We start from the raw sequence: 24,215 nt of genomic DNA on the forward strand, positions 1-24,215 counted from the left end.
CCCAGAGCCTGCCTTGAAATACCCCTTCAAGGCAAGCCCCCTTGATCACCGGAACACGTCACCCTCGGCAGCTTTTTCCAGCAATAAAGCCGGCGGTGTGAAGCGTTCGCCATACTGCTCGGCCAGATAGCGCGCGCGGGCGACAAAATCGTTCAGCCCATATTGGTTGATGAACTGCAAGGCGCCACCGCTCCAGGCCGCGAAACCAATGCCGAAAATCGACCCCACGTTAGCGTCCGCCGTGGACATCAACACCCCCTCCTCTACACACCGCACGGTTTCGATGGCCTGGATAAACAGCAGGCGGTCGCGCACGTCCTGTGGCGAGATGCGTTGACCGGCCCGTTCAAAGCGGCTTTTCAGCTCCGGCCACAGGTACTTCTGCCCGCCGTTGGGGTACTCATAGAAACCGCCTACCGCCGCCTTGCCGACGCGTTTGTATTCATTGACCAAAAGGTCGATTACCGCTGCCGCCGGATGCGCTGGCACTGCCTTACCTTCCGCCTGCAGATCCTTGGCCGTCTGCTGCCTTATATGGCTCATCAGGCTCAGAGATACTTCATCCGACACTGCCAGCGGGCCGACCGGCATGCCGGCCTTGCGCGCTTCGGTCTCGATCATCGGTGCGGCCACGCCTTCGCCAAGCATGGCGATGCCTTCGTTGGTAAAGGTGCCGAACACCCGCGAGGTGAAAAAACCACGACTGTCGTTGACCACGATCGGGGTTTTCTTGATTTGCAGTACGAAATCGAAACCGCGGGCCAGGGTTTCGTCTGAGGTATGCGCTCCTTTGATGATCTCCACCAGTGGCATCTTGTCCACCGGGCTGAAGAAATGCAGGCCGATGAATTTGCCTGGATCCGGCACTGCTGTAGCAAGCCCGCTGATGGGCAAGGTGGAGGTGTTGGAAGCAATCACCGCATCGGCACCCACTACGCGTTGCGCTGCGGCGCTGACTTTAGCCTTGAGTTCGCGATCTTCGAACACGGCTTCGATGACCAGGTCGCAGCCGGCCAGGTCTGTATCGGAGGCCGTAGGATGAATCCGCGCCAAGATTGCTTGCCGTTGCTCAACGCTCAGTTGCCCACGGCTGACCTTTTTGTCCAGCAGCGCCGCAGAATGCGCCTTGCCCTTCTCGGCGGCCGCCAGGTTGACGTCCTTGAGCACGACTTCGACGCCTGCACTGGCGCTGACATAGGCAATGCCTGCGCCCATCATCCCAGCGCCGAGCACACCGACTTTGCCGGTGACGCAAGGCGCGAAACCCTGCGGACGTGAACTGCCGGCGTTGATCTCGTTTAGCTGGAACCAAAAGGTGCCGATCATGTTTTTCGCCACTTGCCCGGTCACCAGCTCGGTGAAGTAGCGAGTCTCGATGAGGTGCGCCGTGTCAAAATCTACCTGGGCACCTTCAACGGCGGCGCAGAGGATTTTCTCCGGAGCCGGGAAACAGCCATTGGTTTTACTGCGCAAAATCGACGGCGCAATTGCCAGCATCTGCGCAATTTTTGGACTGGACGGTGTGCCGCCGGGCATTTGGTAAGACTTGGTGTCCCAAGGCTGCTTTGCATCCGGGTTGGCCAGAATCCAGGCGCGGGATTTGGCCAGCAGCTCTTCGCGGTTTGCCGCCAACTCATTGATCAACCCGGCTTGCAGCGCCTGTTGTGGCCTGACTTTTTTACCTTCCAGCAAATACGGCAGAGCCTTTTCCAGCCCCAGCATGCGCACCATGCGCACCACCCCGCCGCCGCCCGGCAGTAGGCCCAAGGTGACTTCCGGCAAGCCAAGCTGCACTGACTTGTCATCCAGCGCGACGCGATAGTGGCACGCCAGGCAAATCTCCCAACCACCCCCCAGCGCCGCGCCATTGATGGCAGCCACCACGGGCTTGCCGAGGTTTTCCAGGCGGCGCAGTTGCGCTTTCAGCACCAACACACCGTTGTAGAAATCCTTGGCGTGGGCCTTGTCGACCTTGATCAGTTCATTGAGGTCGCCACCGGCAAAAAACGTCTTCTTCGCCGAGGTGATCACCACCCCGGCAATGCTGTCCCTTTCCGCCTCCAGCCGCTCGACCGTTGCCGCCATGGCCTCGCGGTACACGCCGTTCATGGTATTGGCGCTCTGGCCGGGCATGTCGAGGGTCAGCACCACGATCCCGTCCAGGCCTTGTTCGTAACGAATTGCTTGGGTCATGACAAATTCCTTGGGCTCAGAGGCGTTCGATGATGGTGGCGATGCCCATGCCACCGCCGACACACAGCGTGGCCAGGCCGTAGCGCTGCTGGCGTACTTCCAGCTCGTCGAGCAAGGTGCCGAGGATCGCGCAGCCGGTGGCGCCGAGCGGGTGGCCCATGGCGATCGAGCCGCCATTCACGTTGACCCGCGCAGCGTCGATGCCCATGTCCTTGATGAATTTGAGCACGACAGCGGCAAACGCTTCGTTGACCTCGAACAGGTCGATGTCTTCGACACGCAAGCCGGCCTTGGCCAGCGCTTTGCGCGTTGCCGGCGCGGGGCCGGTGAGCATGATGGTGGGGTCGGTGCTGGTGACCGCCGTGGCGACGATGCGCGCGCGCGGTTGCAGGCCCAGCTCGCGGCTCATAGCCTCGGAGCCGATCAGCATCAGCGCGGCGCCATCGACGATGCCGGAGCTGTTGCCGGGAGTATGTACATGATGGATGCGCTCGACGTGGCTGTAGACCCGCAACGCGGTGGCGTCGAAGCCCATCTGCCCCATCATTTCGAAGCTCGGCTTGAGCTTGCCAAGGCCTTCGAGGGTGGAATCGCCGCGGATGAATTCGTCTTGGTCCAGCAGCACAATGCCGTTCTGGTCCTGCACCGCGATCAGCGATTTGTTGAAGGAACCGTCTGCACGCGCCCTGGCCGCTTTCTGCTGCGAATGCAGGGCAAAGGTGTCGACGTCCTCTCGGGTGAACCCTTCCAGGGTCGCGATCAGGTCAGCGCCAATGCCCTGGGGGGTGAAATGGCTGTGCATATTGGTTTGCGGGTCCAGAACCCAGGCGCCACCATCACTGCCCATGGGCACGCGGGACATGGACTCGACGCCACCGACCACGACTAAGTCTTCGAAGCCGGAGCGGACTTTCATCGCACCCAGGTTGACCGCTTCCAGGCCTGAGGCGCAGAAGCGGTTGACTTGTACACCGGCAACGCTGATGTCCCAATCCGCCACCAGAGCGGCGGTCTTGGCAATGTCGGCGCCCTGATCGCCCACCGGGGTCACGCAGCCGAGCACGATATCATCCACTTGATGGGTGTCGAGGTCGTTGCGCCGGGCCAGCGCCGTGAGCAAACCAGCCACCAGGTTCACTGGCTTGACGCTGTGCAAGGCGCCGTCCGCCTTGCCTTTGCCACGGGGCGTGCGTATCGCATCAAAGATCAAAGCTTGGGTCATGACGTCCTCGAACCGCTGTGCATGGATGCCTCTACCTTAGGCCCGATTGACACGGTTTCAATGACGGATGCGCTCATTGCTTTTGACCCCCACGCTCGGACGAACGGTAGCCACCTAAGGTAATTGCGTGATTAATCGTTTTAGCTGTCTAGCCAAGGCATTGGCGCCAAGATGGCGTTATGCCTCATGCTTATTTAAGCTGAACTGCTGATTGGCTGATATGAAATAGGTCTAAGCCACGAAGAACGAGGGCTCTAAGGTTGAATCAGTAAGAAGCTGCTGCCGGGTTTTGCTGGAGCAGCTGAAAGAAAAGTGACACGTCATCTCGCCATACTGAAATAAAACCGGCACGCATTTGACGCTCAGAAATAACAACAAAAGGCAGTCAGCCATGTTCAAACATTCGAAAGTACGTCAGGCGGGACTTATTCTATTCGCCACCACACTGATCCTGATCTTGCCCAACTTGACCAAGGTTATTGGGTGACGCCTCAACACTCACATTCCGCGCCTACACAGCACCGGGTTTGCCGCTTTTGGCAGCACCTGCCGGGACATTGCGCATAGCGGTCCTGCAGGGGCTGCCTTTTTATGTATGGATTTCCGGTATCGTGAGCACCCTCGCCACTGCACACCGGGCCTCCCTCTTGAAAGCCATCTTCGCTCTATTCGCCTTGCTGATCGGCCTGCCCGCTTCGGCGGCGCAACTGACCATCGAGCTCGACCACAGCAGCAAGACCTGGCAGACCGCCGACTTGCTCAAGCATCCGCACGCGCAAACGGTGCAGATCGTTGATGACGTTTCCTACAAGCGCACTATGACTTATCGGGCAGTGCCGCTGGCCTTGCTCTTACCGGGACTGAAACCTGAGAGCCACCTGCAGGCTGTTGCCTTGGATGGTTTCGCCGCCGAGCTCACGGCCGCACCGCTGCTGGAAAAACAGGGCGCACGTGCCTGGCTGGCGGTGGAAGATCCCGCTCAACCGTGGCCTGCATTGACGGAAGGCAAACCGAGTGCCGGGCCGTTCTACCTGGTGTGGACCGATCCGCAAGCCGGGCATATCAGCCCTGAGCAGTGGCCGTTCCAGATCTCAGGGATCAAACAATTGAAGACCGTGGCGGAGCGCTTTCCGGCGTTGTTGCCCGACCCGAAACTGGCGGCCAATGACCCGATCAATCAGGGCTTTGCGCTGTTCCAGAAGAATTGCCTGGCCTGTCATCGCCTCAACGGTGCCGGTGACGCGCAGGTGGGGCCGGACTTGAATATTCCCTATAACCCCACCGAGTATTTTGGCGGTGATTTCCTCAAGCGCTATATCCGCGACCCACAGAGTTTGCGGCATTGGCCGCAGGCGAAAATGCCAGCATTTGCGGCCAGTGTGTTGCCGGACGGTGAGCTGGATTTGCTGGTGAGGTATTTGAAGCATATGGCGGGGCGTAAATGGTAGTGAGCGGGCTTGCCCGCTCACTACCATCCGTTATTGCTGCTGGACTGAAATCACCGGCGTCGGCGCCACAAACACCTTGGCATGCATCTGCTCATGCCCACCGCCCCGGCGCATGCCGCGTACCGGGCAAGCATCGAGGTAATCCAACCCCACCGCCAGTTTCAAATGCCGCTCCGGCCGGGCCAGTTGGTTGGTCACATCAAAGCTGTACCACGCGTCATCCAGCCAGGCTTCGGCCCAGGCGTGGCTGGCCAGGTGCGTACTGTCCTCAGTGTACAAATACCCCGACACATAGCGCGCAGGGATCCCAAGGCTACGCGCACACGCCAGGAACGCATGGGTGTGGTCCTGGCACACGCCTGCACGGCCAGCGAAGGCCTGGGCGGCGCAGGTGTCGACGTCGGTCGCGCCAGGCGTGTAGACCATCGACTGGTTAAGCGCATGCATCAAATCAATCAGCGCTGTACGGTCGCGGCGTTGATGGCAGTGCTGGTGGGCAAAGCCGCGCAGGGCGTCATCAGGCTCGGTCAGACGGGTGCAACGCAGGAACGGGAACGCCGACTGGCTCTCATGTTCGGCCTCGCGCAACTCGTCGATATCCACCTGGCCGCGGGCGCCGATGATGATGGCGTCGTGCGGTTCATCCAGGGTCAGCACGTGCAGGATGTTGCCGAACGGGTCCACCTGGGCGCGCACCGGACGCGGCAGGTCGAGCGCCCAACTGAGTACGCGCTGGCGCTCGCTGTCGTGAGGTGTAAGACGCAGGTACTGGATGCTGGCGCGCACTTGGTCTTCGTAGTGGTAGGTGGTTTCGTGGCTGATGGAGAGTCTCATGCGGCCTCCAGGTAGGAACTGTAGATGGCGTCGCCCAACTGGCGAACCAAGGGAATGAAGTCGGTCAGCCAGGCGTGCAGGCCTTCCTCGAGGATTTCATCGATGGCGGTAAAGCGCAGGCGCGCGTCCATCTCGGCGGCCAGGCGCTGGGCCGGTCGGCCATTGAGGCCGGGCAGGCTGGCGAGGATCTGGTCAATTTCTTCGCTGCAGGCGCGTAATGAACGCGGTACATCGGCGCGTAGCAGCAGTAACTCCGCGACCTGCCGGGCGCCGGGGGCATCACGGTAAATCTCGGTGTAGGCCTCGAACGACGACAAGGCGCGCAGCAAAGCGCTCCATTGATAGTAGGCGTGGGCCGTGCCATCGCTGACGGCTTCGGCCTGGTCGCCGGCCATTTCATAGCGGGCGTCCAGCAGGCGCAGGGTGTTATCGGCACGTTCGATAAAGGTGCCCAGGCGAATGAACCGGAACGCATCGTTGCGCATGATGGTGCCGTAGGTGGCACCACGGAACAGGTGGGACCGTTCCTTGACCCACTCACAGAACCGGCTCATGCCATAGCGGCTCAAGCCCTGCTGAGCGATGTCACGAATATCAAGCCAGGTAGCGTTGATGTTTTCCCACATGTCGGCGGTAATTCGCCCACGCACCGCATGGGCGCTGGCCCGCGCTGCGCCGAGACAGCTGTAGATGCTGGCCGGGTTCGCCGCGTCCAGGGCAAAAAAGTGCAACAGGCGTTCGGCGTGCAACTCGCCGTGGCGCGCGTGGTAATCCTCCAGGGTGCCGGTGATCAACAGCGGCATGGCCAGTTCATGCAGGCCATCACCGCGCCCATCTTGCGGCATCAGCGACAGCGAATAGCTGACATCAAGCATGCGCGCGAGGTTTTCCGCGCGTTCCAGGTAGCGCGACATCCAGTACAAATCCGAGGCAGTTCTACTCAACATGGCATCAGTCCTCGACCACCCAGGTGTCTTTGGTGCCGCCGCCCTGGGACGAGTTGACCACCAGCGAACCTTCACGCAATGCCACACGGGTCAGCCCGCCTGGGACTACACGGGTTTCCTTGCCCGACAATACGAATGGGCGCAGGTCGATGTGGCGCGGCGCAATGCCGTTTTCGACAAAGGTCGGGCAGGTGGACAAGCACAGGGTCGGTTGGGCGATATACGCATGGGGCTTGGCCTTGATGCGCGCACGGAAGGCTTCGATTTCGGCCTTCGTGGACGCCGGGCCGACCAGCATGCCGTAGCCACCGGATCCTTGGGTTTCCTTCACCACCAGGTCCGGCAGGTTAGCCAACACGTGGGACAGTTCGTCAGGCTTACGGCATTGGAATGTCGGAACGTTCTTCAGGATGGGTTCTTCATCCAGGTAAAAACGGATCATCTCGGTGACGAAGGGGTACACCGACTTGTCATCCGCCACCCCGGTGCCGATGGCATTGGCCAGCACTACGTTGCCCGAGCGATAAGCCGCGAGCAGGCCGGGCACGCCGAGCATGGAATCCGGGTTGAAGGCCAATGGGTCGAGAAACGCATCGTCGAGGCGGCGGTAGATCACGTCCACGGCCTTGGGGCCATCGGTGGTACGCATGAATACTCGGTCATCGCGCACAAACAGGTCGGCGCCTTCCACCAGCTCCACGCCCATTTCCCGGGCCAGGAACGCATGTTCAAAGAACGCGCTGTTGAAGCGTCCCGGGGTGAGCACAACTACGCTGGGGTTATCCAGGGGGCTGGAGCTTTTCAGGGTGTCGAGCAGCAGGTTGGGGTAATGATCGATGGGCGCAATACGCTGGGCGGCGAACAGTTCGGGGAACAGGCGCATCATCATCTTGCGGTCTTCGAGCATGTAGCTGACGCCGCTCGGGGTACGCAGGTTGTCTTCAAGCACGTAGTACGTGCCGTCGCCGTCACGTACGAGGTCGACACCGGAGACGTGGGAATACAAGTCGCGGTGCAGATTCAAACCCTGCATAGCCAGTTGGTATTGCTCGTTGGCCAATACCTGTTCGGCTGGGATGATCCCGGCCTTGATGATGCGTTGCTCGTGATACAGGTCGGCGAGGAACATATTCAGCGCCTTGACCCTTTGGATGCAGCCGCGCTCGACAATCCGCCATTCGCTGGCGGGAATGCTGCGCGGGATGGTGTCGAATGGAATCAGGCGCTCGGTGCCCTGCTCGTCCCCGTAGAGCGTGAAGGTGATACCGGCGCGGTGAAACAGCAAATCGGCTTCACGCCGACGCTGGGCCAGCAGTTCAGCAGGGGTATCAGCCAACCAGCGCGCGAACTCGCGGTAATGCGGCCGGACCTGCCCTGCCCCGTCGTACATTTCATCGTAATAAGTGCGGATCATGCCGAACTCCTTGTCACCCGGGCGCTAGAACCATCGCAAGGCCCGTGCCAGCGGCATAAACACTTAAAAATCAGTGCGTTGAATAACCACCGAAATCCATTCGCACCGTCCTGGTGCGCAGAATGCCCGGTGCACTGCCCCCTGCTTCATCGCAATGCGGGCTTTGACTATCAACAGCATAGCCAGAGTTGATTTCACTGCCCGGACAAGCCTACGGATAATCATCAACATCTGCTGAACAGGACGTGTCCTACAGCTCAACCCTATACGCGATCGGTAACGTAGTGCTTCGTATACCGACCGACCTCCCGGTCTTCCCTTTCGGCCACCCTGCTCGGGTGGCTTTTTTTGGGCGCTGAAAAGACCTGGGTGGACGCCACAAACAAAATCGGCCGACCCAAAGGTCAGCCGATACGCTGTGTTTCTCATACTGCTCGCTGCTACATGGGTAACCCACGCACCTCCTGCTTCACGCCCCACCCCTCGATGATCCCGCCCAGCGGCTCGACCACCGCCCCAAAGTCTTGCTCGAAGTCTCCTATGCCGTCGTAGGTGGCAGACATGATTTTGCTCAGTTCCAAGTACCAGGCACCATCGTCGCGCGCACTGACTTGGGCATTCAGGGATTCCCCACGAAACTCACCCGCAGCCCTGCGCGCCCGTTCTTCATCAGGAAAAATGGCGTAGAACTCAATGGGGTGGAAGCGTGAAAAGTCAAAACCGCCTTCTTTCATGCGGCGCAGAACATTGGTGCTGATGTCTTCTTGATAGGCTGTGCTCATGAAAAGTGCTCCTCAAACTGATGGGTAGACTTTCCGTGCTTCCCGAAGCCCACGCCGTAATGGCGTAGGAGCTACGGCAATAACATCACCGCTGGAAAACAAGCATGTAGCTGACAAGACCAGTACCTAGCGATTCATTCGCTGATCTCACTTGCAGAGTAGCGCGAAGCTATCGCCTCCACCAGAGGTGCTTGAAGGGTGTACAGCGAATGTTCAGACGACAGGAGAGATGTCGAGGATCTGGATACTGTTCTGGTCTTTGAGGATCTTGACGGTAGGATCGGACTGACGGCCCTCAAGGTCGTTGAGGTCGAGTTCGGCGGCGACAGGCACCAGTTTGTTGCGAATCATGTGCGCAGCATCTTCGCGGCTAGGTTGTTGTTCGCAGGTGAACTGCTCCACGGACTGTACGCCGTGATCATCAACGAAAGTAATCTGCCACTTTTGCATCGGTGCCTCCTCGAAAAAGCCCGCGTGTGGGCTCACATTTATCTGGACCTTGAGGGGTCAGCAAACGTTCCACTCTGGGCAGGAAGCACCGGATCAATTGCGCTTATTTTTCAGCGTGTTCTTTCAAGGCTTTCAACGTGTTGAACGGCGCGTCCACCACAAACTTGTTGGCCAACCACGATGGCACGCTGCCGCCTGGCTCGGTGTGCACCTGATAAGTGACTTCGGTTTGGTTGTCGCCTTTTGGCACCAGTTTCCAGAAGCCTTCGACTTGGGCAACCCGTACGAAGCCTTTCTCTTCTGGCTGATAGGTCGGCACCTCCAGCAAGGTTCGGGTCACGCTGCCGTCAGCGCCCTTCGAGGTGGTGATTTTGAGGATCGAATCACGATCACTGACGGGGAACGGGGCATTGAACTGGGTGTAGGTGTAGCTGACGTCACCCTCGTGTTTCAGCAGTTTTTGCAATTTGCACTCGTGAATCCATTTGCAGGCACCCACTACGTCTTCCTGCAGCGCAACAATCTTGGCAACCGGCGCCTTGACCACGGTCACACCGCGATACGCCTTGTACTTGGAGCCGGCAACTTCGCTCAGGGACACCTTGATACCGTCTTCGTCCTTGGCGACTTGCCAATCCTCAGCCTGGGCAGTAGCAGCAAACAACACCGTAAAACCGCACAACACAGCCATTCGTTTCAGCGAACCCATAGGTGTATTCCTTATTGTTGAAGTTACGAGAGTAAAGCCCATCAAGCCGCCGTCATCTGCTCCCACCAGCCGATCAGACGGATGGCATCGGCCTGGTCGGTGCCGCAGACCTCGATGTCCGCCTTGAACTCACTGCACACCGCCGGGCGTTCCGGTTGCCCGAACAGCTGGCATAGCTGTTCGACCGACAGGTGCAGGCAGCGTTCGCCGGCCGGTTTGCCCTGTGGCATTCCAGGTAACGGCGAGCTGATGGAGGGGGCGATGCAGCAAGCGCCACAGCCTTCACGGCAATTCATGACCAGCAGGTCCTCGACGACTCAATGTGGATGGCCGGGCTAGAGTACGCCCTTAAACAGCCGTTTTAAAATGGTCTAACAGGGGTTTTTCGCAGAAAACAAACGTGACTGACCAGTCTGCGACAGATGGTCGGAGGGCGGCGTCACGTATGTGGGAAAAGTTTACTGCTTGAACTCGAATTCCAACGCTGCGCCTTCCACTTCACGCCGCTCTTCATTGCGCAACTGCAGCTTCATCTCATTGCTGAGCAGGCGGCCGTTGATCTGAAATGCACTGTTGTCGGTGGGCTTGGCACCAAACATCGGCGGCAGCAGGGGCACGCTTTTGGGCTTGGCCATGGTGCCAATGGGCTGAAGGTGCCTGACCATGTCCGTTGGCAATGACAGATCCAACTGTGCCGGCGGCAATTGTGTCTGCGCCACTTCACGGGACGATTTTGATCGACTTGCCGCACGTTTTTTGGCCGCAGCACTTTGTTTCTTCACGGCGGGAGCTTTCTTGGCAGAGGTTTTCTGTTTCGAACTGGCAGTTGGCTTGGTTTCGCTCACAGGTGCTGCCGCCAGCGCGGTGCTGAAGTTGCACAGGCTTAACAGGCCAATCACACAAACAGCGCGAAAAATCGAGGTCATATTGCCTACAGCATTAACGGCAGAGGGCCATATGCTCGCTTGTTGTGCACGGCATGACAAGTGCGCTGATTAGCGTGCTATAGGATTTTCCCCCTTTGTGCGCCTCAAAGGCCGGCTGCCGTTTCCTGGCAAAGCTGGCTGGCAAGCATACCCAGCGTCATCAGCGCCCGCTCTGCCTCACGGTTCCAGGGCGTACCGCAGTTGAGGCGAATGCAGTGGTTGAACTGCTCGGTGTTACTGAAGATCAGGCCTGGTGCGATGCTGATGCCCTGTTGCAGTGCGCGTACATGCAGTTCCTGGGTATTGACCCGTCCGGGTAAACTGACCCACAAAATGAAGCCGCCGGTCGGGCGGGTCATCTGCGTGCCTTCCGGGAAATATTGCTGCACCGCGAGCTGGAACGCGCTGAGATTCTTGCGGTACTCCTGGCGTATATAGCGCAGGTGCCGATCGTAGCCGCCGTTTTCCAGATAGGCCGCAACGCCCATCTGGGTGACGCTGCACGCCGAGTGAGTACTGAACATTTGCAGGCGCTGCAGCTCCTGCTGGTATTTGCCGGCGATCATCCAGCCGATGCGCACACCGGGGGACAGCGTCTTGGAAAAGCTCGAGCAATAGATAACTCGGTCGAGGCGGTCATAGGCTTTCAGGGCCTTGGTGCGGCCTAGTTCGAACATCAGCTCGCCGTAGATATCGTCCTCGACAATCTGGATATCGAAATCCGAAGCCAGGCGCAGCAACTGTTTCTGACGTTCCTCGGGCATGGTGCCGCCCAAGGGATTGCTCAGCCGCGTGGTCAGCACCAGCGCTTTGATCGACCATTGGTTAGCCGCCAGTTGCAGGGCTTCCAGGCTCATGCCGGTGGATGGGTCGCTGGGGATCTCGATGACCTTGAGCCCCAGCAAGTCAGCCAACTGCAGCAGGCCGTAATAGGTTGGCGATTCAGCGGCAATCAAGTCGCCAGGCCGTGTCAGCACCCGCAGTGACATCTGCAAGGCATCGACACACCCGTGGGTGATCACGACTTCGGAAGGGTCCACCACCACGCCCGCATCGCGCATACGGATCGCCACCTGGCGGCGCAGCGGCTCAAACCCCGGGCTGAACATGTAACTGAACGCCCGCGGGCTCTGGAAGCGCGTGACCTTGGCCAACTGTTGGTGCAATGCGCGTACCGGAAGGTAGTCCACGCTGGGCACAGCAGCGCCCAATGGGAACACGCCTTCGCGCCGCGACTCGCCCAATACCTGCTGGATGATACTGCTGCGGGTGACCAACCCTGGGCGTTCGACCCGTGCGATGTCCGGCGTCGGCGCGGTGAGTGCTGGCGTCTGGTGCACGTAATAGCCGGATTGCGGCCGCGCCCGGATCAGCCCCTGGTCTTCCAGGTTGGCGTAGGCCTGCAACACCGTGGCGTGGCTCACGTTCAACTGCGAGCTCATCTTGCGCACCGAAGGCACGCGCTCGCCCGGCTGATAGACACCGCGCCGGATATCTTCAGCCAGTTGCTGGGCAATACGTTGGTAAAGCAACAGATTGGTCATGACGCAGCACTCGATTTCACGGGTATTTTATTTTTGTGTGAAACATACCGGCACAGTTTAGAAGTGTACGGGGACAGTTGCCACAATAGTCGAGCGCGCGCGGGAGTGACAGTAAAAACTGTAACGGTGTACACCAAACAAATGTGGGAGTGGGCTTGCCTGCGAAAGCGGTGTGTCAGCCACTGAAATATTGACTGATACACCGCTTTCGCAGGCAAGCCCGCTCCCACAGCTTGATCGGTACCAGACGCCTACCGAGCGGCGCCCAGCTGGCCTTTCTCATCCGAGAACACAATTTCCACACGACGGTTCTGCGCTCTGCCCCGCTCGGAGGCGTTGGCCTCCACCGGGTACTGGTCACCATAACCTTCAACCTGGATGCGTTTTTCGTCGATCCCCAGGTCCACCAGCACATCCGCCACTGACTGCGCACGGTCGCGGGACAGTTTCAGATTTTCCCGCTCACCGCCCGTGTTGTCGGCATAACCCTCGATGCGCACCACGCGCTTGGGGTTCAATTGCAGGAACTGTACGATTTTCAGCACGGTACGGTTGGCCGAGTTTTTCAGTTCTGCCACGCCGGTATCGAACAGCACGTCGCCCAACGTCATCACCAGGCCGCGATCGGTCTGGGTGGTGGCCAGGGTGGCGATCTGTTCTTCAAGCCACTTGCCCTGCTGCTGCACGCTGATCAGCTTGCTTTCACGCAGGGCCAGTTGCAGGCGCTGGCGCTCCAGCTCGAGCTTGGCGGCGCGCTCTTCGTTCAGGGCCTGCTCGGTGTGTTCGCGGGCAATGGCGCTGTAGCGCTGGCTCAGGTAGGCGTAATGCACGACGTCGGAGCCGCTGCCCCAATAACTGGATAAGCGGTCGGCACGGGCCAGGGATTCACCGGCACGGATCACGTCCTTCGGGGCGATGCGCAACACATTGGCGTCTTCCTTGACCCTCTGGAAGTCAGTGCCCGCCTGTTGCAAGGCCTGTTCGCTATCGGGATGGCTGGCGCAACCGCCCAGCACGGCAGTGCCCAATAGCACCGCACAACTCAAACCGCGGATCATCGGGCTCATTGGGCTTCCCCCAACTGCAATTGCTTGCGCAGGCGGGTGATACGGGTGTTGAGCACGTTCAGTTGTTCCTGGCTCTTGCGCGTCAGCACCTTGGCTTCGGCCAGGCGTGCGTCCAGCTCGGCTTGCTCGAAACGCATACGCGCGTTTTTGTAGGACTCGTCGGCCATGCTCGACTTGGCTCGGGCGAATTTAGCTTCGGCCAGTTTCAATTCAGGCGATTCATCCGCGTTGGCACCCACGGCACTGGCTTGCTCCAAGGCTTGCTGGGTCAGGCGCATTTGTTCATTCGGCGCAGGATCGGCTGCACATCCCGCCAGAACGACAACGGCGAGGGCCGCGAAAAGAGGTCGAAGAGTCACTGAAAATCCCTACTTTGTTGGGGTGCCGACGGGTTGCTGCAATTGTGCTTTCAAGCGCTCCAGATTGCGCTGCAGCGCCGCTTCCGCCACACCGGACGTCGGCAATTCTGTCATCTTTTTGGCGAGCTGTCCGCGCAACCACGGATCATTGCAGGCCGAGTTGTGGGAAATCGCCAGGTACAAGCCCGGCTGGTCGATCGGCACATCGCGGGCGACCAGGTCGTTGCTCATGCCCAAGGTCTGCGCCATGGCCATGCCGGAATAACGCCCGGCGAGCACATAGTCCACCTCGCCCAGCAGCAGTTTCTGAAACGCTGGCGTCAGGGATGGCAGGCGTTGCAGGGTCAACTGCTGGCCGGCGAAGGTCTCGAAGCCCGCGCTCAGGCGCGCCCGCTCGGACACAGCGCCCTTGTGGCCATGCAGATCGGCGGCCGTGGCGTAGGCCAGCGCCGAATCCTTGCGCGTCCACACCAGATAGTCGAGCTGCATCAACGCCGGGTGGATGTAGTCGAGGGTTTCCAGCTCACCCAGGTTCAGCGGCGCGTCGGCGAGGATGTCCATGCGCCCACTGCGCACTTCATCCAGGGCCTGGGAACGTGTGCCGCCGTAGAGCAGGTCGATTTTTAACCCGAGATCCTTGCCCACTTGTTGCAACACATCGGCGGTGGCGCCGATCAGGCGCGTGGGGTCCTGCGGGTCGCGCCAAAGCAAAGGTGGGGTGTCCGGGCTGCCGGTGATCACCAGGCGATCGCATTTGCCCGCCGCCAGCGACAGCGTCGGCAGCAGCGTGAGGCCCAGCAAAACGCTCCAGGGGCGCAGTTCCATGGCGAAGCTCTCCGGTGTTCAAAAAAGGGGTCGCAAAAAAAGCCCGGTCATAAGACCGGGCTCTTTATAAGTGAAGCGACTGGATTAGACCAGCTTCTCCAACTCGGGTACGGCTTCGAACAAATCCGCCACCAGGCCGTAATCAGCCACCTGGAAGATCGGTGCTTCTTCGTCCTTGTTGATCGCAACGATCACTTTGGAGTCTTTCATACCGGCCAAGTGCTGGATCGCACCGGAGATACCGACGGCGATGTACAGCTGTGGCGCAACGATTTTGCCGGTCTGGCCGACCTGCATATCGTTGGGTACGAAACCTGCGTCGACGGCCGCGCGGGAAGCGCCGACCGCAGCGCCCAGCTTGTCAGCCAAGGCGTACAGGTGCTTGAAGTTGTCACCGTTCTGCATGCCACGGCCGCCGGAAACGACGATCTTGGCAGCGGTCAGCTCAGGACGATCCGACTTGGCCAACTCTTCGCCAACAAAGCTGGAAGTGCCAGCGTCGTGGGCAGCTGCAACAGCTTCAACGGCAGCCGAACCACCTTCGGCGGCAACCGGGTCGAAACCGGTGGCACGTACGGTGATGACTTTTACCGAAGCCGTCGATTGCACGGTGGCAATGGCGTTACCGGCGTAGATCGGGCGCTTGAAGGTGTCGGCGCTTTCGACCGAGATGATTTCGGAGATCTGGTCAACGTCCAGCTGCGCGGCAACGCGTGGCAGGATATTTTTGCCGTTGGAGGTCGCGGCAGCCAGGATGTGGCTGTAGCCAGCGCCCAGCTCTGCTACCAGTGGCGCGACGTTTTCCGGCAGTTGATGAGCGTAGGCCGCGTTGTCGGCGACCAGTACTTTGCTCACACCCGCGATTTTCGCAGCAGCTTCAGCCACTGCGCCAGCGCCCTGGCCGGCAACCAGTACGTGAATGTCCCCACCGATTTTAGCGGCGGCAGCCACGGTATTCAGGGTGGCCGGAGCCAGCACCTTGTTATCGTGTTCGGCGATTACGAGGATAGTCATGATCCTGCTCTCCAATTCAAAGCACCTTCGCTTCGTTTTTCAGTTTCTCGACCAATTCAGCCACCGACTTGACCTTGATGCCTGCGCTGCGAGCAGCCGGCGCTTCAACTTTTACAGTCTTGTTGGTGGAGGCGGTGGAAACGCCCAAAGCGTCAGGCGTCAGCACTTCGAGAGGCTTCTTCTTGGCTTTCATGATGTTTGGCAGGGACGCGTAGCGCGGCTCGTTCAAACGCAGGTCGGTGGTCACGATGGCCGGCAGTTTCAGCGAAACGGTCTGTGCGCCGCCGTCGATTTCACGGGTCACCGCCACGCTGTCGCCACTCACTTCGACTTTCGAGGCGAAGGTGCCTTGGCCGTAACCGGTCAGTGCAGCCAGCATCTGGCCAGTCTGGTTGTTGTCGCTGTCGATGGCTTGTTTGCCGAGGATCACCAGTTGCGGCTGTTCCTTGTCGACAACAGCCTTGAGCAGCTTGGCCACGGCCAGGGAGGTCAGGTCTTCAGCGTACTCGACCAGGATAGCGCGGTCGGCGCCCAGTGCCAGGGCGGTACGCAGCTGCTCTTGAGCAGTGGTAGGGCCGATGGAAACCACGACGATTTCAGTCGCCACGCCTTTCTCTTTCAGGCGGACGGCTTCTTCCACAGCGATTTCGCAGAAAGGGTTCATCGACATTTTGACGTTAGCAAGGTCGACGCCGGAATTGTCCGCCTTGACGCGAACTTTCACGTTGTAATCGACAACGCGTTTGACAGCTACAAGAACCTTCATGGATTCCTCGTTACTCTCCGGTGAAAAGAAAGTCGCCTAGGCGAACCTGGCGGTTGATGCTCATCGGCACACAAGGGCACCTCCAAAAACCTCAGCGAGTGACCTGGCTCACGGGAAATGATGACCGTTCGTCAGTGGTGACTGAGAGGTCATTCTTTATCGCAGCGTGTAAACTGCGCGCCAACGTTTGGGCGCGCGTCACGTGTCTTGCTTTTGGACGTGCTCTTGAAACCTGCAGTCTGCCTACGGTAAGCGCGAAACCGACCGTATATTGACCGGAACACCTATTCTGGTCAATACGGCAAAATAGCCAGTCATAAGCCGCGCCTCTTTGATTTACCTAGCCTGCGGGCAATTCAAACAAACGTTTGTATTGGACGCTAGCAGTGGTCTATATATAATGCGCCACCTAGAGAGAAAGGTGGGTCCGGCCCCCGCGCCTGACGACACCGAACCTCCACCCATTAGAAAAAAAGCCTGTTGAGCCTTGAGTAGGAGATAGCCTGTGGAACGCGAATACATGGAATTCGACGTGGTCATCGTCGGCGCTGGCCCGGCGGGTCTGTCTGCCGCCTGCCGACTGAAGCAGAAGGCCGCCGAAGCCGGTAAGGAAATCAGCGTCTGCGTGGTTGAAAAAGGCTCCGAAGTCGGCGCACACATCCTCTCCGGTGCCGTGTTTGAACCACGCGCCCTGAACGAACTGTTCCCGGACTGGAAAGCACTCGGTGCCCCGCTCAACACCCCCGTGGTGCGCGATGACATTTATGTACTGCGCAGCCCGGACGCTTCCACCAAGGTGCCTGACTTTTTTGTGCCCAAGACCATGCACAACGAAGGCAACTACATCATCTCCCTGGGCAACCTGTGCCGCTGGCTGGCCCAGCAGGCCGAGAACCTGGGCGTGGAAGTCTACCCAGGCTTTGCAGCACAGGAAGCGCTGTTCGACGAAAACGGCGTGGTGCGCGGGATTATCACCGGTGACCTCGGCGTCGACCGCGAAGGCAATCCAAAAGAAGGCGTATACACCCCGGGTATGGAACTGCGTGGCAAATACACGCTGTTCGCCGAAGGCTGCCGTGGCCACATCGGCAAGCAACTCATCGAACGTTTCAACCTGGCCAGCGATGCCGACGCCCAGCACTACGGCATCGGCCTGAAGGAAATCTGGGAGATCGACCCGGCCAAGCATCAACCAGGCCTGGTGGTGCACACCGCCGGCTGGCCGCTGGACATCATGGGCAACGAGAACACCGGTGGCTCGTTCCTGTATCACCTGGAAAACAACCAGGTGGTTGTAGGCCTGATTGTCGACCTGTCTTACAGCAATACCTTTCTGTCGCCGTTCGATGAGTTCCAGCGCCTCAAGCATCACCCGGTGCTTGCCCAGTACCTGGAAGGTGGCAAGCGCATCAGCTACGGCGCACGCGCCTTGGCCAAAGGCGGCATCAATTCGCTGCCGAAGATGATCTTCAAGGGCGGCGCACTGATCGGTTGCGACCTGGGCACCATGAACGTGGCTAAGATCAAAGGCAGCCACACCGCGATGAAGTCCGGCATGCTCGCCGCCGACGCCGTGGCCGACCGTCTGCTTGCAGAGTCCGAAGGCGGTGATGAACTGACCGCTTACGTCGACAACTTCAAGTCCAGCTGGCTTTATGAGGAACTGTTCGCCAGCCGTAACTTCGGCCCGGCGATGCACAAGTTCGGCCCGATCATCGGCGCGGGCTTCAACTGGTTCGACCAGAACATCCTTGGCGGCAAAATGCCGTTCACCCTGCACGACACCAAGCCGGACTACGCCTGCCTCAAGCTGGCCAAGGACAGCACCCGGATCAACTATCCGAAACCTGACGGCAAGCTGAGCTTCGACAAACTGAGCTCGGTGTTCATCTCCGGTACCAACCATGAAGAAGAGCAGCCGTGCCACTTGAAGTTGAAAGACCCGAGCATCCCGATCGGCACCAACCTGCCGCTCTACGATGAACCGGCGCAGCGCTACTGCCCGGCGGGTGTGTATGAGGTGATCACCCAGGAAGACGGCGAGAAGCGCTTCCAGATCAACGCCCAGAACTGTGTGCACTGCAAGACCTGTGACATCAAAGACCCTTCGCAGAACATTACCTGGGTGACGCCGGAAGGCGCGGGTGGGCCGACTTATCCGAACATGTAAGTCAGCTGCTTGAACAACGAGGCCCTCAGTGCGAGGGCCTTTTTTGTGCTCGACTCGGTCAAAATGTGGAAGCTGGCTTGCCTGCTCCCATACTGACCGGGTTGAATCAATAAGATTTATGCGGCCCGCTCTTCCCCGGGATTACGCTCGAAGTAGCGCTTATATTCCCGGCTGAACTGCGATGTACTCTGATACCCCACGCTGTGCGCCGCCTGCGCCACACCCATCCCCTCCACCAGCAGTAACTGCTGGGACTTGAGCAAGCGCAAACGCTTCAGATATTGCACCGGCGACAACAGCGTGCAGCGCTTGAAGTGCTCATGAAAAGTCGACGCGCTCATGTGCGCATAGCCCGCCAGCGTCTCGATGTTCAGCGGCTCGGCGTAATGCGCATGCAGGTGATTCAGTGACGTGGCAATTCGCGAGAACTGCCCTTGCTGTTCGACCAGCGCACGCAGCACATCGGCCTGCGGCCCGCGCAACGCGGTGAACAATAACTCGCGCACCCGCGCCGGGCCCATGATCCGGCTTTCCAGCGGATCGTGCAGGCATTGCAACAGCCGTTCGACACACCCGCGCATGGCATCATCGAGCACCACCGAACTCATCGACTCCAGCGTCTGCGCCGTCGGCGGCGGCCCGGCCTGAACGCCCATGGCCATCACCAGTTCGCCCAGCACCACACGATCGATCCCCACCGTCACACCCAAAAGCGGTGCATCCGGCGCCATGGCAAATGTCTCGCACTCGAACGGCACCGGCATCGCCTGAATCAGGTAATGCCCGGCGCCATACTCCAGCGTACGCGGGCCCAGGTAGGCGACCTTGCTGCCCTGAGCCACAAACATCAGGCTCGGCTCATAGATCTGCGGCCCGCGCGCCACGTCGCAACTGGCGCGCAGCACCTGCACGCCGGGCAGGTGGGTGGGAGAAAAACCGTCACGCGGCGTGAGGCCTTCAATCAGGGAAACCAGCGTGGCGTTGGCGTCGAGATAGCGAGTCAACAACATGGCAAAAACTTCGCGAAAAAGGGATAAGAACATCATCGCAGGTCTGGCGACACAAAAATCCAATCAAGGGGCACTCCCGGACAAATAGGCATGAGACTCGGAGCAATCGCCATGGCCGCATCAAGGCTCGGCGCGGAAAATGCGCGGCCTCTCCTGTGATTGCTTTTGCGAGGTTCCCCCATGTACACCGCCATCGGTTACGCCGCCCAGTCGGCCACCACTCCCCTCGCCCCCATGTCCTTCCAACGTCGCAGCCCGCGCGTGGATGACGTGGCTATCGAGATCCTGTACTGCGGCGTTTGTCACTCCGATATCCACCAGGCGCGCAACGAATGGGGCATCGCCGTGTACCCGCTGATGCCGGGCCACGAGATTGTCGGCAAGGTCACCGCCGTCGGCGCCAACGTGACCGCGCATAAGGTCGGCGACTTGGTCGGCGTGGGCTGCATGGTCGATTCGTGCCGTCACTGCGACGCGTGCAAAGCCGACCTGGAGCAATACTGCCTCGAAGGTCCAACCATGACCTACGCCACCCCGGACCGCGTCGACGGCAGCAACACCATGGGCGGCTACTCGGACAGCATCGTGGTCAGCGAGCACTTCGTGGTGAAGATCCCAGCCAAGCTCGACTTGGCCAGCGCCGCGCCGATCCTGTGCGCCGGCGTCACCATGTACTCGCCGATCAAGCACTACGGCATCAAGGCCGGCGATAAAGTGGGCGTATTGGGCATGGGCGGCCTGGGCCATATGGGCATCAAGCTGGCCAAGGCGATTGGCGCGCAAGTGACCTTGTTCACCCGCTCCGCGAGCAAGGCCGAAGAAGGTCGTCGCCAGGGCGCCGATCACGTGATCGTGTCCACCGACGCCGAGCAGATGAAAGCCGCCGCCGGGCACTTCGACTTCCTGCTGGACACCATCCCGGTGCAACACGACCTCAACCCCTACCTCGACGTATTGCGCTTTGACGGCGTGCACATCCTGGTCGGCTTGATCGAACCGATCGACCCGCCGGTCAACGCCGCCAAGCTGATCATGGGCCGCAAAGTGCTGGCGGGTTCGTTGATCGGTGGCATTGCCGAAACCCAGGAAGTCCTGGATTTCTGCGCCGAGCACGGCATCAGCTGTGACATCGAGATGCTCGATATCCGCAATATCAACGAAGCCTACAGCCGCATGATCGCGGGCGATGTGAAGTACCGCTTTGTCATCGACATGGCGACCTTGAAGGTCTAACCAAGCGACGCTCGCCCGTAGCAGCTGTCGAGCCTTGGCGAGGCTGCGTCTGCGGCGTGTCAGGTACACCGCGAACGCAGCCTCGCTGGCGCTCGACAGCTGCTACGGCGGGGTCAGGTTCTTGCGCCCAATTCCGCGGAGAGGCGCGCTGCGACCTGTTTGATCACAGGAATCAGCTCGGCCATTTTTTCCAGCGGCATGTAGGGCACGGTACTGGCGATGCTGATGCCGGCGACGATTCGCCGGCTGGCATCGCGCACCGGTGCGGCCACGCAACGGATCGACGGTTCGTTGTCTTCCAGGTCGAACGCATAACCGCCCACCACGTATTCACGCATGCGCTGCTCGAACTGCGCCCAGGATTGCTCCGGGTGCTGCGGCCATTGCAGGTTCTTACCACCCTCCGGCACGCTGGCTTCGTAGAGACGCCGCCATTCCTCAGCCGAGTCATCCAGCAACATCGCCTTGCCAACCCCGGTCCGTGCCAGCGGCATGCGATGACCGACTCGCGAACGCATTTCCGGGCCGTAGCGGCCAGGGTTCTTGTGCAGGTAAAGCACGTCGTCGTATTCGCGAATAGCCAGGTGAATGGTGTCACCGGTCAGGGCCGACAGCTCGTCCAGATACGGGATGGCCAGGGTCACCAATGGCAACTCTTCCCGAGCTTGAAAACCCAGTTCGATCAACTTCGGCCCCAGCAGGTAACCAACCTGGGGCACCACGCGCAGGTAACGCTCGTCCACCAGGCAACTGGCCAGGCGGTGGGTGGTGCTGCGGGTGGTGCCGATGCGCCGGGCGATCTCTTTCAGATCCCGCGCACCGGCCGCCACTGCCTGTACCACGCCCAGGCCACGCAGCAGGGTCTGGGTACCGGTGGGGGCGGTGTCTTTGGCGGGGGTGTGGGCGTTTTCCTGCATATCGGGCCTATTGGGAAGTACGAAAACGGCGCCATTATGGCAAAAGCTGAACCTCAATACTGTGGAGATCCAAATGTGGGAGCGGCGGTTCGACTTGCTCGCTCCCACATTAGATTTCCAGCGTCTTTTAGACTGTGACGTTAGCGTTGCTTCATGCGGTCGATGATGACGGCCAGCAACAGGATCGAACCCCTGATCACGTACTGGTAAAACGTGTCGATGTTCTTCAGGTTCATCGCATTCTCGATGATCGCTAAGATCAGCACACCCGCAATCACATGGCGGATCATGCCGATGCCGCCGCTCAACGACACCCCACCCAGCACGCAAGCCGAAATCACCGTCAGCTCAAAACCCTGGCCAATCATTGGCTGGCCAGAGGTCATGCGCGACGCAAGAATCACCCCGGCCAAGGCGCCAATCAAACCATGCACGGCAAAGATGATGATCTTGGTCCGGTCAACGTTCACCCCGGCCAGCAACGCGGCTTCCTGGTTACCGCCGATGGCCATGGTGTTGCGCCCGTAGGTGGTGTAGTTGAGCAGCCAGCCGAAGAATATAAAGCACAGCACGGTGATGATGATCGGCACCGGCACACCCAACAGCTGGCCGCTGCCAAAGACGAAGAAGTCTTCGTTCATCACGCCAACCGCCTTGCCGTTGGAGAAGATGTACGCCAGCCCACGCACGATCTGCATGGTCGCCAACGTCGCGATCAACGCGTTGATGCGCAGCTTGGCGATGACGATGCCGTTGATCAGCCCTACCACCAGGCCCATGGCCAAGGCCGCCGATACGCCAAGGAGCACGCTGTCGGTGTCACGAATCACAATGCCCGCGACGACGCCGGCGCAGGCGATCACCGAGCCCACCGACAAGTCGAAATGCCCCGACGCCAGGCAGAACAGCATGGTGCACGCCGCAATGCCCACCGTAGAAATAGCCAGGCCCAGCCCGCGCATATTCAGCGGAGAAAGGAAGTTGTCGATAAACAGCGCGCTGAGCACAAAGATGCCGAGTGCCGCCAACAGCATCACCCAATCGTCCAGGAACTTGCGCTGGTTGAAACCCGGCCAGAAGCCCTTTGCAGTTTTTACCTCAGACATCATTCACCTCGAATTCTTCAAGCCCGCGAACGCGGGAGAGCCAGTTGCAACAGCCGTGCTTCACCCGCCTGATCGCGGGCCACCTCGCCGGTCAGGGCGCCTTCGCTCATCGCCAGGATGCGGTCGGAGATACCCATCACTTCCATCAGGTCGCTGGACACCACAATCACCGCGATGCCGCTGGCCGCGAGGTTATGGATGATCTGGTAGATCTCCGACTTGGCGCCGATATCAATACCCCGAGTCGGCTCATCCAGCAGCAGCACTTTCATCGGCATCGACAGCCAGCGGCCGAGAATGGCCTTCTGCTGATTGCCACCGGACAGGTACATGATTTTCTGTTCGGCGTTAGGCGTTTTGACTTTCATTGCCTTGATTTGCTGGTCGGCGTTGCCCTTCTCCCACCCCTCACGCAACAGCCAGCCGAAACGGGAGTGCGTGCTGCGTGCGCTGATATTGATGTTCTCGGCAACGCTGGACAGCGCAATGATGCCTTCCTTCTTGCGGTCTTCCGGGCACAGCAGCACGCCCGCGGCGATGGCATCGCGCGGTGAGCGCAGTTGCAGTTTTTCGCCGCACAGTTCCAGCTGCCCTGCGGTCGTACGCGTTAATCCGCTTAAAAGCCGAAACAGCTCGGTACGCCCCGCCCCTACCAGCCCGAACAGGCCGAGAATCTCGCCCTTGTGGACCTGGAAACTGACAGGCTCACGCAGCCCTGGACCGAGCAGCCCCTGGACCTTGAGTGCCACTTCGCCGCGTTCACGCGAACGGTAGTCGTAGATATCCTGGATATCGCGACCAACCATGCAGGTCACCAACTGGTCATGGGTCAGCGCGCTCATGTCCTCGAAGGTGCGCACGTAGCGGCCGTCCTTGAACACCGTGACCGCGTTGCAGATGCGGAACACTTCCTCCATGCGGTGCGACACGTAGAGCACCACTTTGCCCTCATCGCGCAGGCGCGTGATGATCGCCATCAAGCGGTCGATCTCCCGCGCCGACAGGCTGCTGGTGGGTTCATCAAACGCGATCACATGCGCACCACGGGACAACGCCTTGGCGATTTCCACCAGTTGGCGCTGCCCCAGGGACAGGCGGCCGAGCTTTTCATCCGGGTCGATTTCATCCGCCAGGCCCTTGAGGCAAGCCAACGCCTGCTTGCGCAGCAGCGCCCGATTGACCACCCCAAAACGCGACGGCAAATGCCCGAGGAACAGGTTCTCGGCCACGGTCATTTCCGGCACCAGATGCAGCTCCTGGTGGATCACCGCCACGCCGC

23 protein-coding genes are annotated in these 24,215 nt (G+C 59.9%); 3 read left to right on the top strand and 20 right to left on the bottom strand.

The genetic code is table 11. The annotated features are described in order from the left end of the window. Positions 1-45 precede the first annotated feature (45 nt). Positions 46-2,193, bottom strand: coding sequence for a 3-hydroxyacyl-CoA dehydrogenase NAD-binding domain-containing protein (locus AACY36_RS19980; RefSeq protein WP_339418861.1), 2,148 nt, complete (start codon positions 2,191-2,193; stop codon positions 46-48). A gap of 16 nt (positions 2,194-2,209) precedes the next feature. Then, positions 2,210-3,415, bottom strand: a complete 1,206-nt coding sequence (locus tag AACY36_RS19985; protein WP_339418863.1) for an acetyl-CoA C-acetyltransferase — start codon at positions 3,413-3,415, stop codon at positions 2,210-2,212. A gap of 647 nt (positions 3,416-4,062) precedes the next feature. On the opposite strand from AACY36_RS19985, the gene AACY36_RS19990 reads away from it, so the two are divergent. Further along, the gene (locus AACY36_RS19990; protein WP_339418895.1) at positions 4,063-4,863 is read left to right on the top strand and encodes a c-type cytochrome; all 801 of its coding nucleotides are present in this window, start codon (positions 4,063-4,065) and stop codon (positions 4,861-4,863) included. A gap of 30 nt (positions 4,864-4,893) precedes the next feature. On the opposite strand, the gene AACY36_RS19995 is transcribed toward AACY36_RS19990, so the two are convergent. The 14 genes from AACY36_RS19995 to AACY36_RS20060 form a co-directional block, all read right to left on the bottom strand. After that, positions 4,894-5,697 (bottom strand): transglutaminase family protein, encoded by an 804-nt coding sequence (locus AACY36_RS19995; RefSeq protein WP_339418865.1) that lies wholly within the window; start codon positions 5,695-5,697, stop codon positions 4,894-4,896. Further along, on the bottom strand, positions 5,694-6,644 hold the full coding sequence (locus AACY36_RS20000; RefSeq protein ID WP_065873938.1) for an alpha-E domain-containing protein: 951 nt from the start codon (positions 6,642-6,644) through the stop codon (positions 5,694-5,696). Before AACY36_RS20000 ends, AACY36_RS19995 begins: the two co-directional genes overlap by 4 nt. Positions 6,645-6,648: 4 nt before the next feature. Further along, positions 6,649-8,058, bottom strand: a complete 1,410-nt coding sequence (locus tag AACY36_RS20005; protein WP_065873939.1) for a circularly permuted type 2 ATP-grasp protein — start codon at positions 8,056-8,058, stop codon at positions 6,649-6,651. Between the two features lie 440 nt (positions 8,059-8,498). Then, positions 8,499-8,840, bottom strand: a complete 342-nt coding sequence (locus AACY36_RS20010) for a ribonuclease E inhibitor RraB (protein WP_010208429.1) — start codon at positions 8,838-8,840, stop codon at positions 8,499-8,501. 213 nt (positions 8,841-9,053) lie between these two features. Next, complete coding sequence (locus tag AACY36_RS20015) at positions 9,054-9,290, bottom strand: hypothetical protein (RefSeq protein ID WP_339418867.1); 237 nt, start codon at positions 9,288-9,290, stop codon at positions 9,054-9,056. Positions 9,291-9,393: 103 nt separating this feature from the next. Further along, complete coding sequence (locus AACY36_RS20020) at positions 9,394-9,999, bottom strand: START domain-containing protein (protein ID WP_339418868.1); 606 nt, start codon at positions 9,997-9,999, stop codon at positions 9,394-9,396. A gap of 41 nt (positions 10,000-10,040) precedes the next feature. Continuing rightward, on the bottom strand, positions 10,041-10,295 hold the full coding sequence (locus AACY36_RS20025; protein ID WP_049711955.1) for a YkgJ family cysteine cluster protein: 255 nt from the start codon (positions 10,293-10,295) through the stop codon (positions 10,041-10,043). 162 nt (positions 10,296-10,457) lie between these two features. Further along, positions 10,458-10,925, bottom strand: coding sequence for a translation initiation factor 2 (locus tag AACY36_RS20030; protein WP_339418869.1), 468 nt, complete (start codon positions 10,923-10,925; stop codon positions 10,458-10,460). A 104-nt stretch (positions 10,926-11,029) separates the two neighbouring features. Then, on the bottom strand, positions 11,030-12,469 hold the full coding sequence (locus AACY36_RS20035) for an aminotransferase-like domain-containing protein (RefSeq protein WP_049711953.1): 1,440 nt from the start codon (positions 12,467-12,469) through the stop codon (positions 11,030-11,032). A gap of 251 nt (positions 12,470-12,720) precedes the next feature. Further along, complete coding sequence (locus AACY36_RS20040) at positions 12,721-13,536, bottom strand: OmpA family protein (protein WP_339418871.1); 816 nt, start codon at positions 13,534-13,536, stop codon at positions 12,721-12,723. Continuing rightward, on the bottom strand, positions 13,533-13,895 hold the full coding sequence (locus AACY36_RS20045) for a DUF4398 domain-containing protein (protein WP_339418874.1): 363 nt from the start codon (positions 13,893-13,895) through the stop codon (positions 13,533-13,535). The genes AACY36_RS20040 and AACY36_RS20045 overlap by 4 nt, the downstream gene beginning before the upstream one ends. A gap of 9 nt (positions 13,896-13,904) precedes the next feature. Then, positions 13,905-14,720 (bottom strand): substrate-binding periplasmic protein, encoded by an 816-nt coding sequence (locus AACY36_RS20050; RefSeq protein ID WP_339497488.1) that lies wholly within the window; start codon positions 14,718-14,720, stop codon positions 13,905-13,907. 84 nt (positions 14,721-14,804) lie between these two features. After that, a complete protein-coding gene (locus tag AACY36_RS20055) occupies positions 14,805-15,734 on the bottom strand; it encodes an electron transfer flavoprotein subunit alpha/FixB family protein (RefSeq protein ID WP_065873947.1) in 930 nt (309 codons plus the stop codon). A gap of 16 nt (positions 15,735-15,750) precedes the next feature. Then, positions 15,751-16,500 (bottom strand): electron transfer flavoprotein subunit beta/FixA family protein, encoded by a 750-nt coding sequence (locus tag AACY36_RS20060; RefSeq protein WP_339497489.1) that lies wholly within the window; start codon positions 16,498-16,500, stop codon positions 15,751-15,753. A 505-nt stretch (positions 16,501-17,005) separates the two neighbouring features. On the opposite strand from AACY36_RS20060, the gene AACY36_RS20065 reads away from it, so the two are divergent. Beyond that, positions 17,006-18,670, top strand: a complete 1,665-nt coding sequence (locus AACY36_RS20065; RefSeq protein ID WP_339497490.1) for an electron transfer flavoprotein-ubiquinone oxidoreductase — start codon at positions 17,006-17,008, stop codon at positions 18,668-18,670. A gap of 116 nt (positions 18,671-18,786) precedes the next feature. On the opposite strand, the gene AACY36_RS20070 is transcribed toward AACY36_RS20065, so the two are convergent. Further along, entirely contained in the window at positions 18,787-19,680 is an 894-nt protein-coding gene (locus AACY36_RS20070) for an AraC family transcriptional regulator (protein ID WP_339418881.1), read from the bottom strand. Between the two features lie 180 nt (positions 19,681-19,860). Between AACY36_RS20070 and AACY36_RS20075 the strand changes: the two genes are divergently transcribed. After that, positions 19,861-20,913, top strand: coding sequence for an NAD(P)-dependent alcohol dehydrogenase (locus AACY36_RS20075; RefSeq protein WP_339418883.1), 1,053 nt, complete (start codon positions 19,861-19,863; stop codon positions 20,911-20,913). A gap of 113 nt (positions 20,914-21,026) precedes the next feature. Here the strand turns inward: AACY36_RS20075 and AACY36_RS20080 are convergent, their stop codons facing one another. The 3 genes from AACY36_RS20080 to araG form a co-directional block, all read right to left on the bottom strand. Further along, entirely contained in the window at positions 21,027-21,830 is an 804-nt protein-coding gene (locus AACY36_RS20080) for an IclR family transcriptional regulator (RefSeq protein ID WP_339427895.1), read from the bottom strand. 140 nt (positions 21,831-21,970) lie between these two features. Continuing rightward, positions 21,971-22,936: an L-arabinose ABC transporter permease AraH gene (araH, locus tag AACY36_RS20085; RefSeq protein ID WP_339418886.1), complete on the bottom strand. Its 966-nt coding sequence runs from the start codon at positions 22,934-22,936 to the stop codon at positions 21,971-21,973. Between the two features lie 17 nt (positions 22,937-22,953). Then, the coding region (gene araG, locus AACY36_RS20090; RefSeq protein ID WP_339497492.1) for an L-arabinose ABC transporter ATP-binding protein AraG at positions 22,954-24,215 on the bottom strand (1,262 nt) is incomplete at its 5' end.

Origin of the sequence: Pseudomonas sp. EA_15y_Pfl1_P101, from assembly GCF_963970835.1 — a bacterium.
In the GTDB taxonomy this organism is placed as follows: domain Bacteria; phylum Pseudomonadota; class Gammaproteobacteria; order Pseudomonadales; family Pseudomonadaceae; genus Aquipseudomonas; species Aquipseudomonas tritici.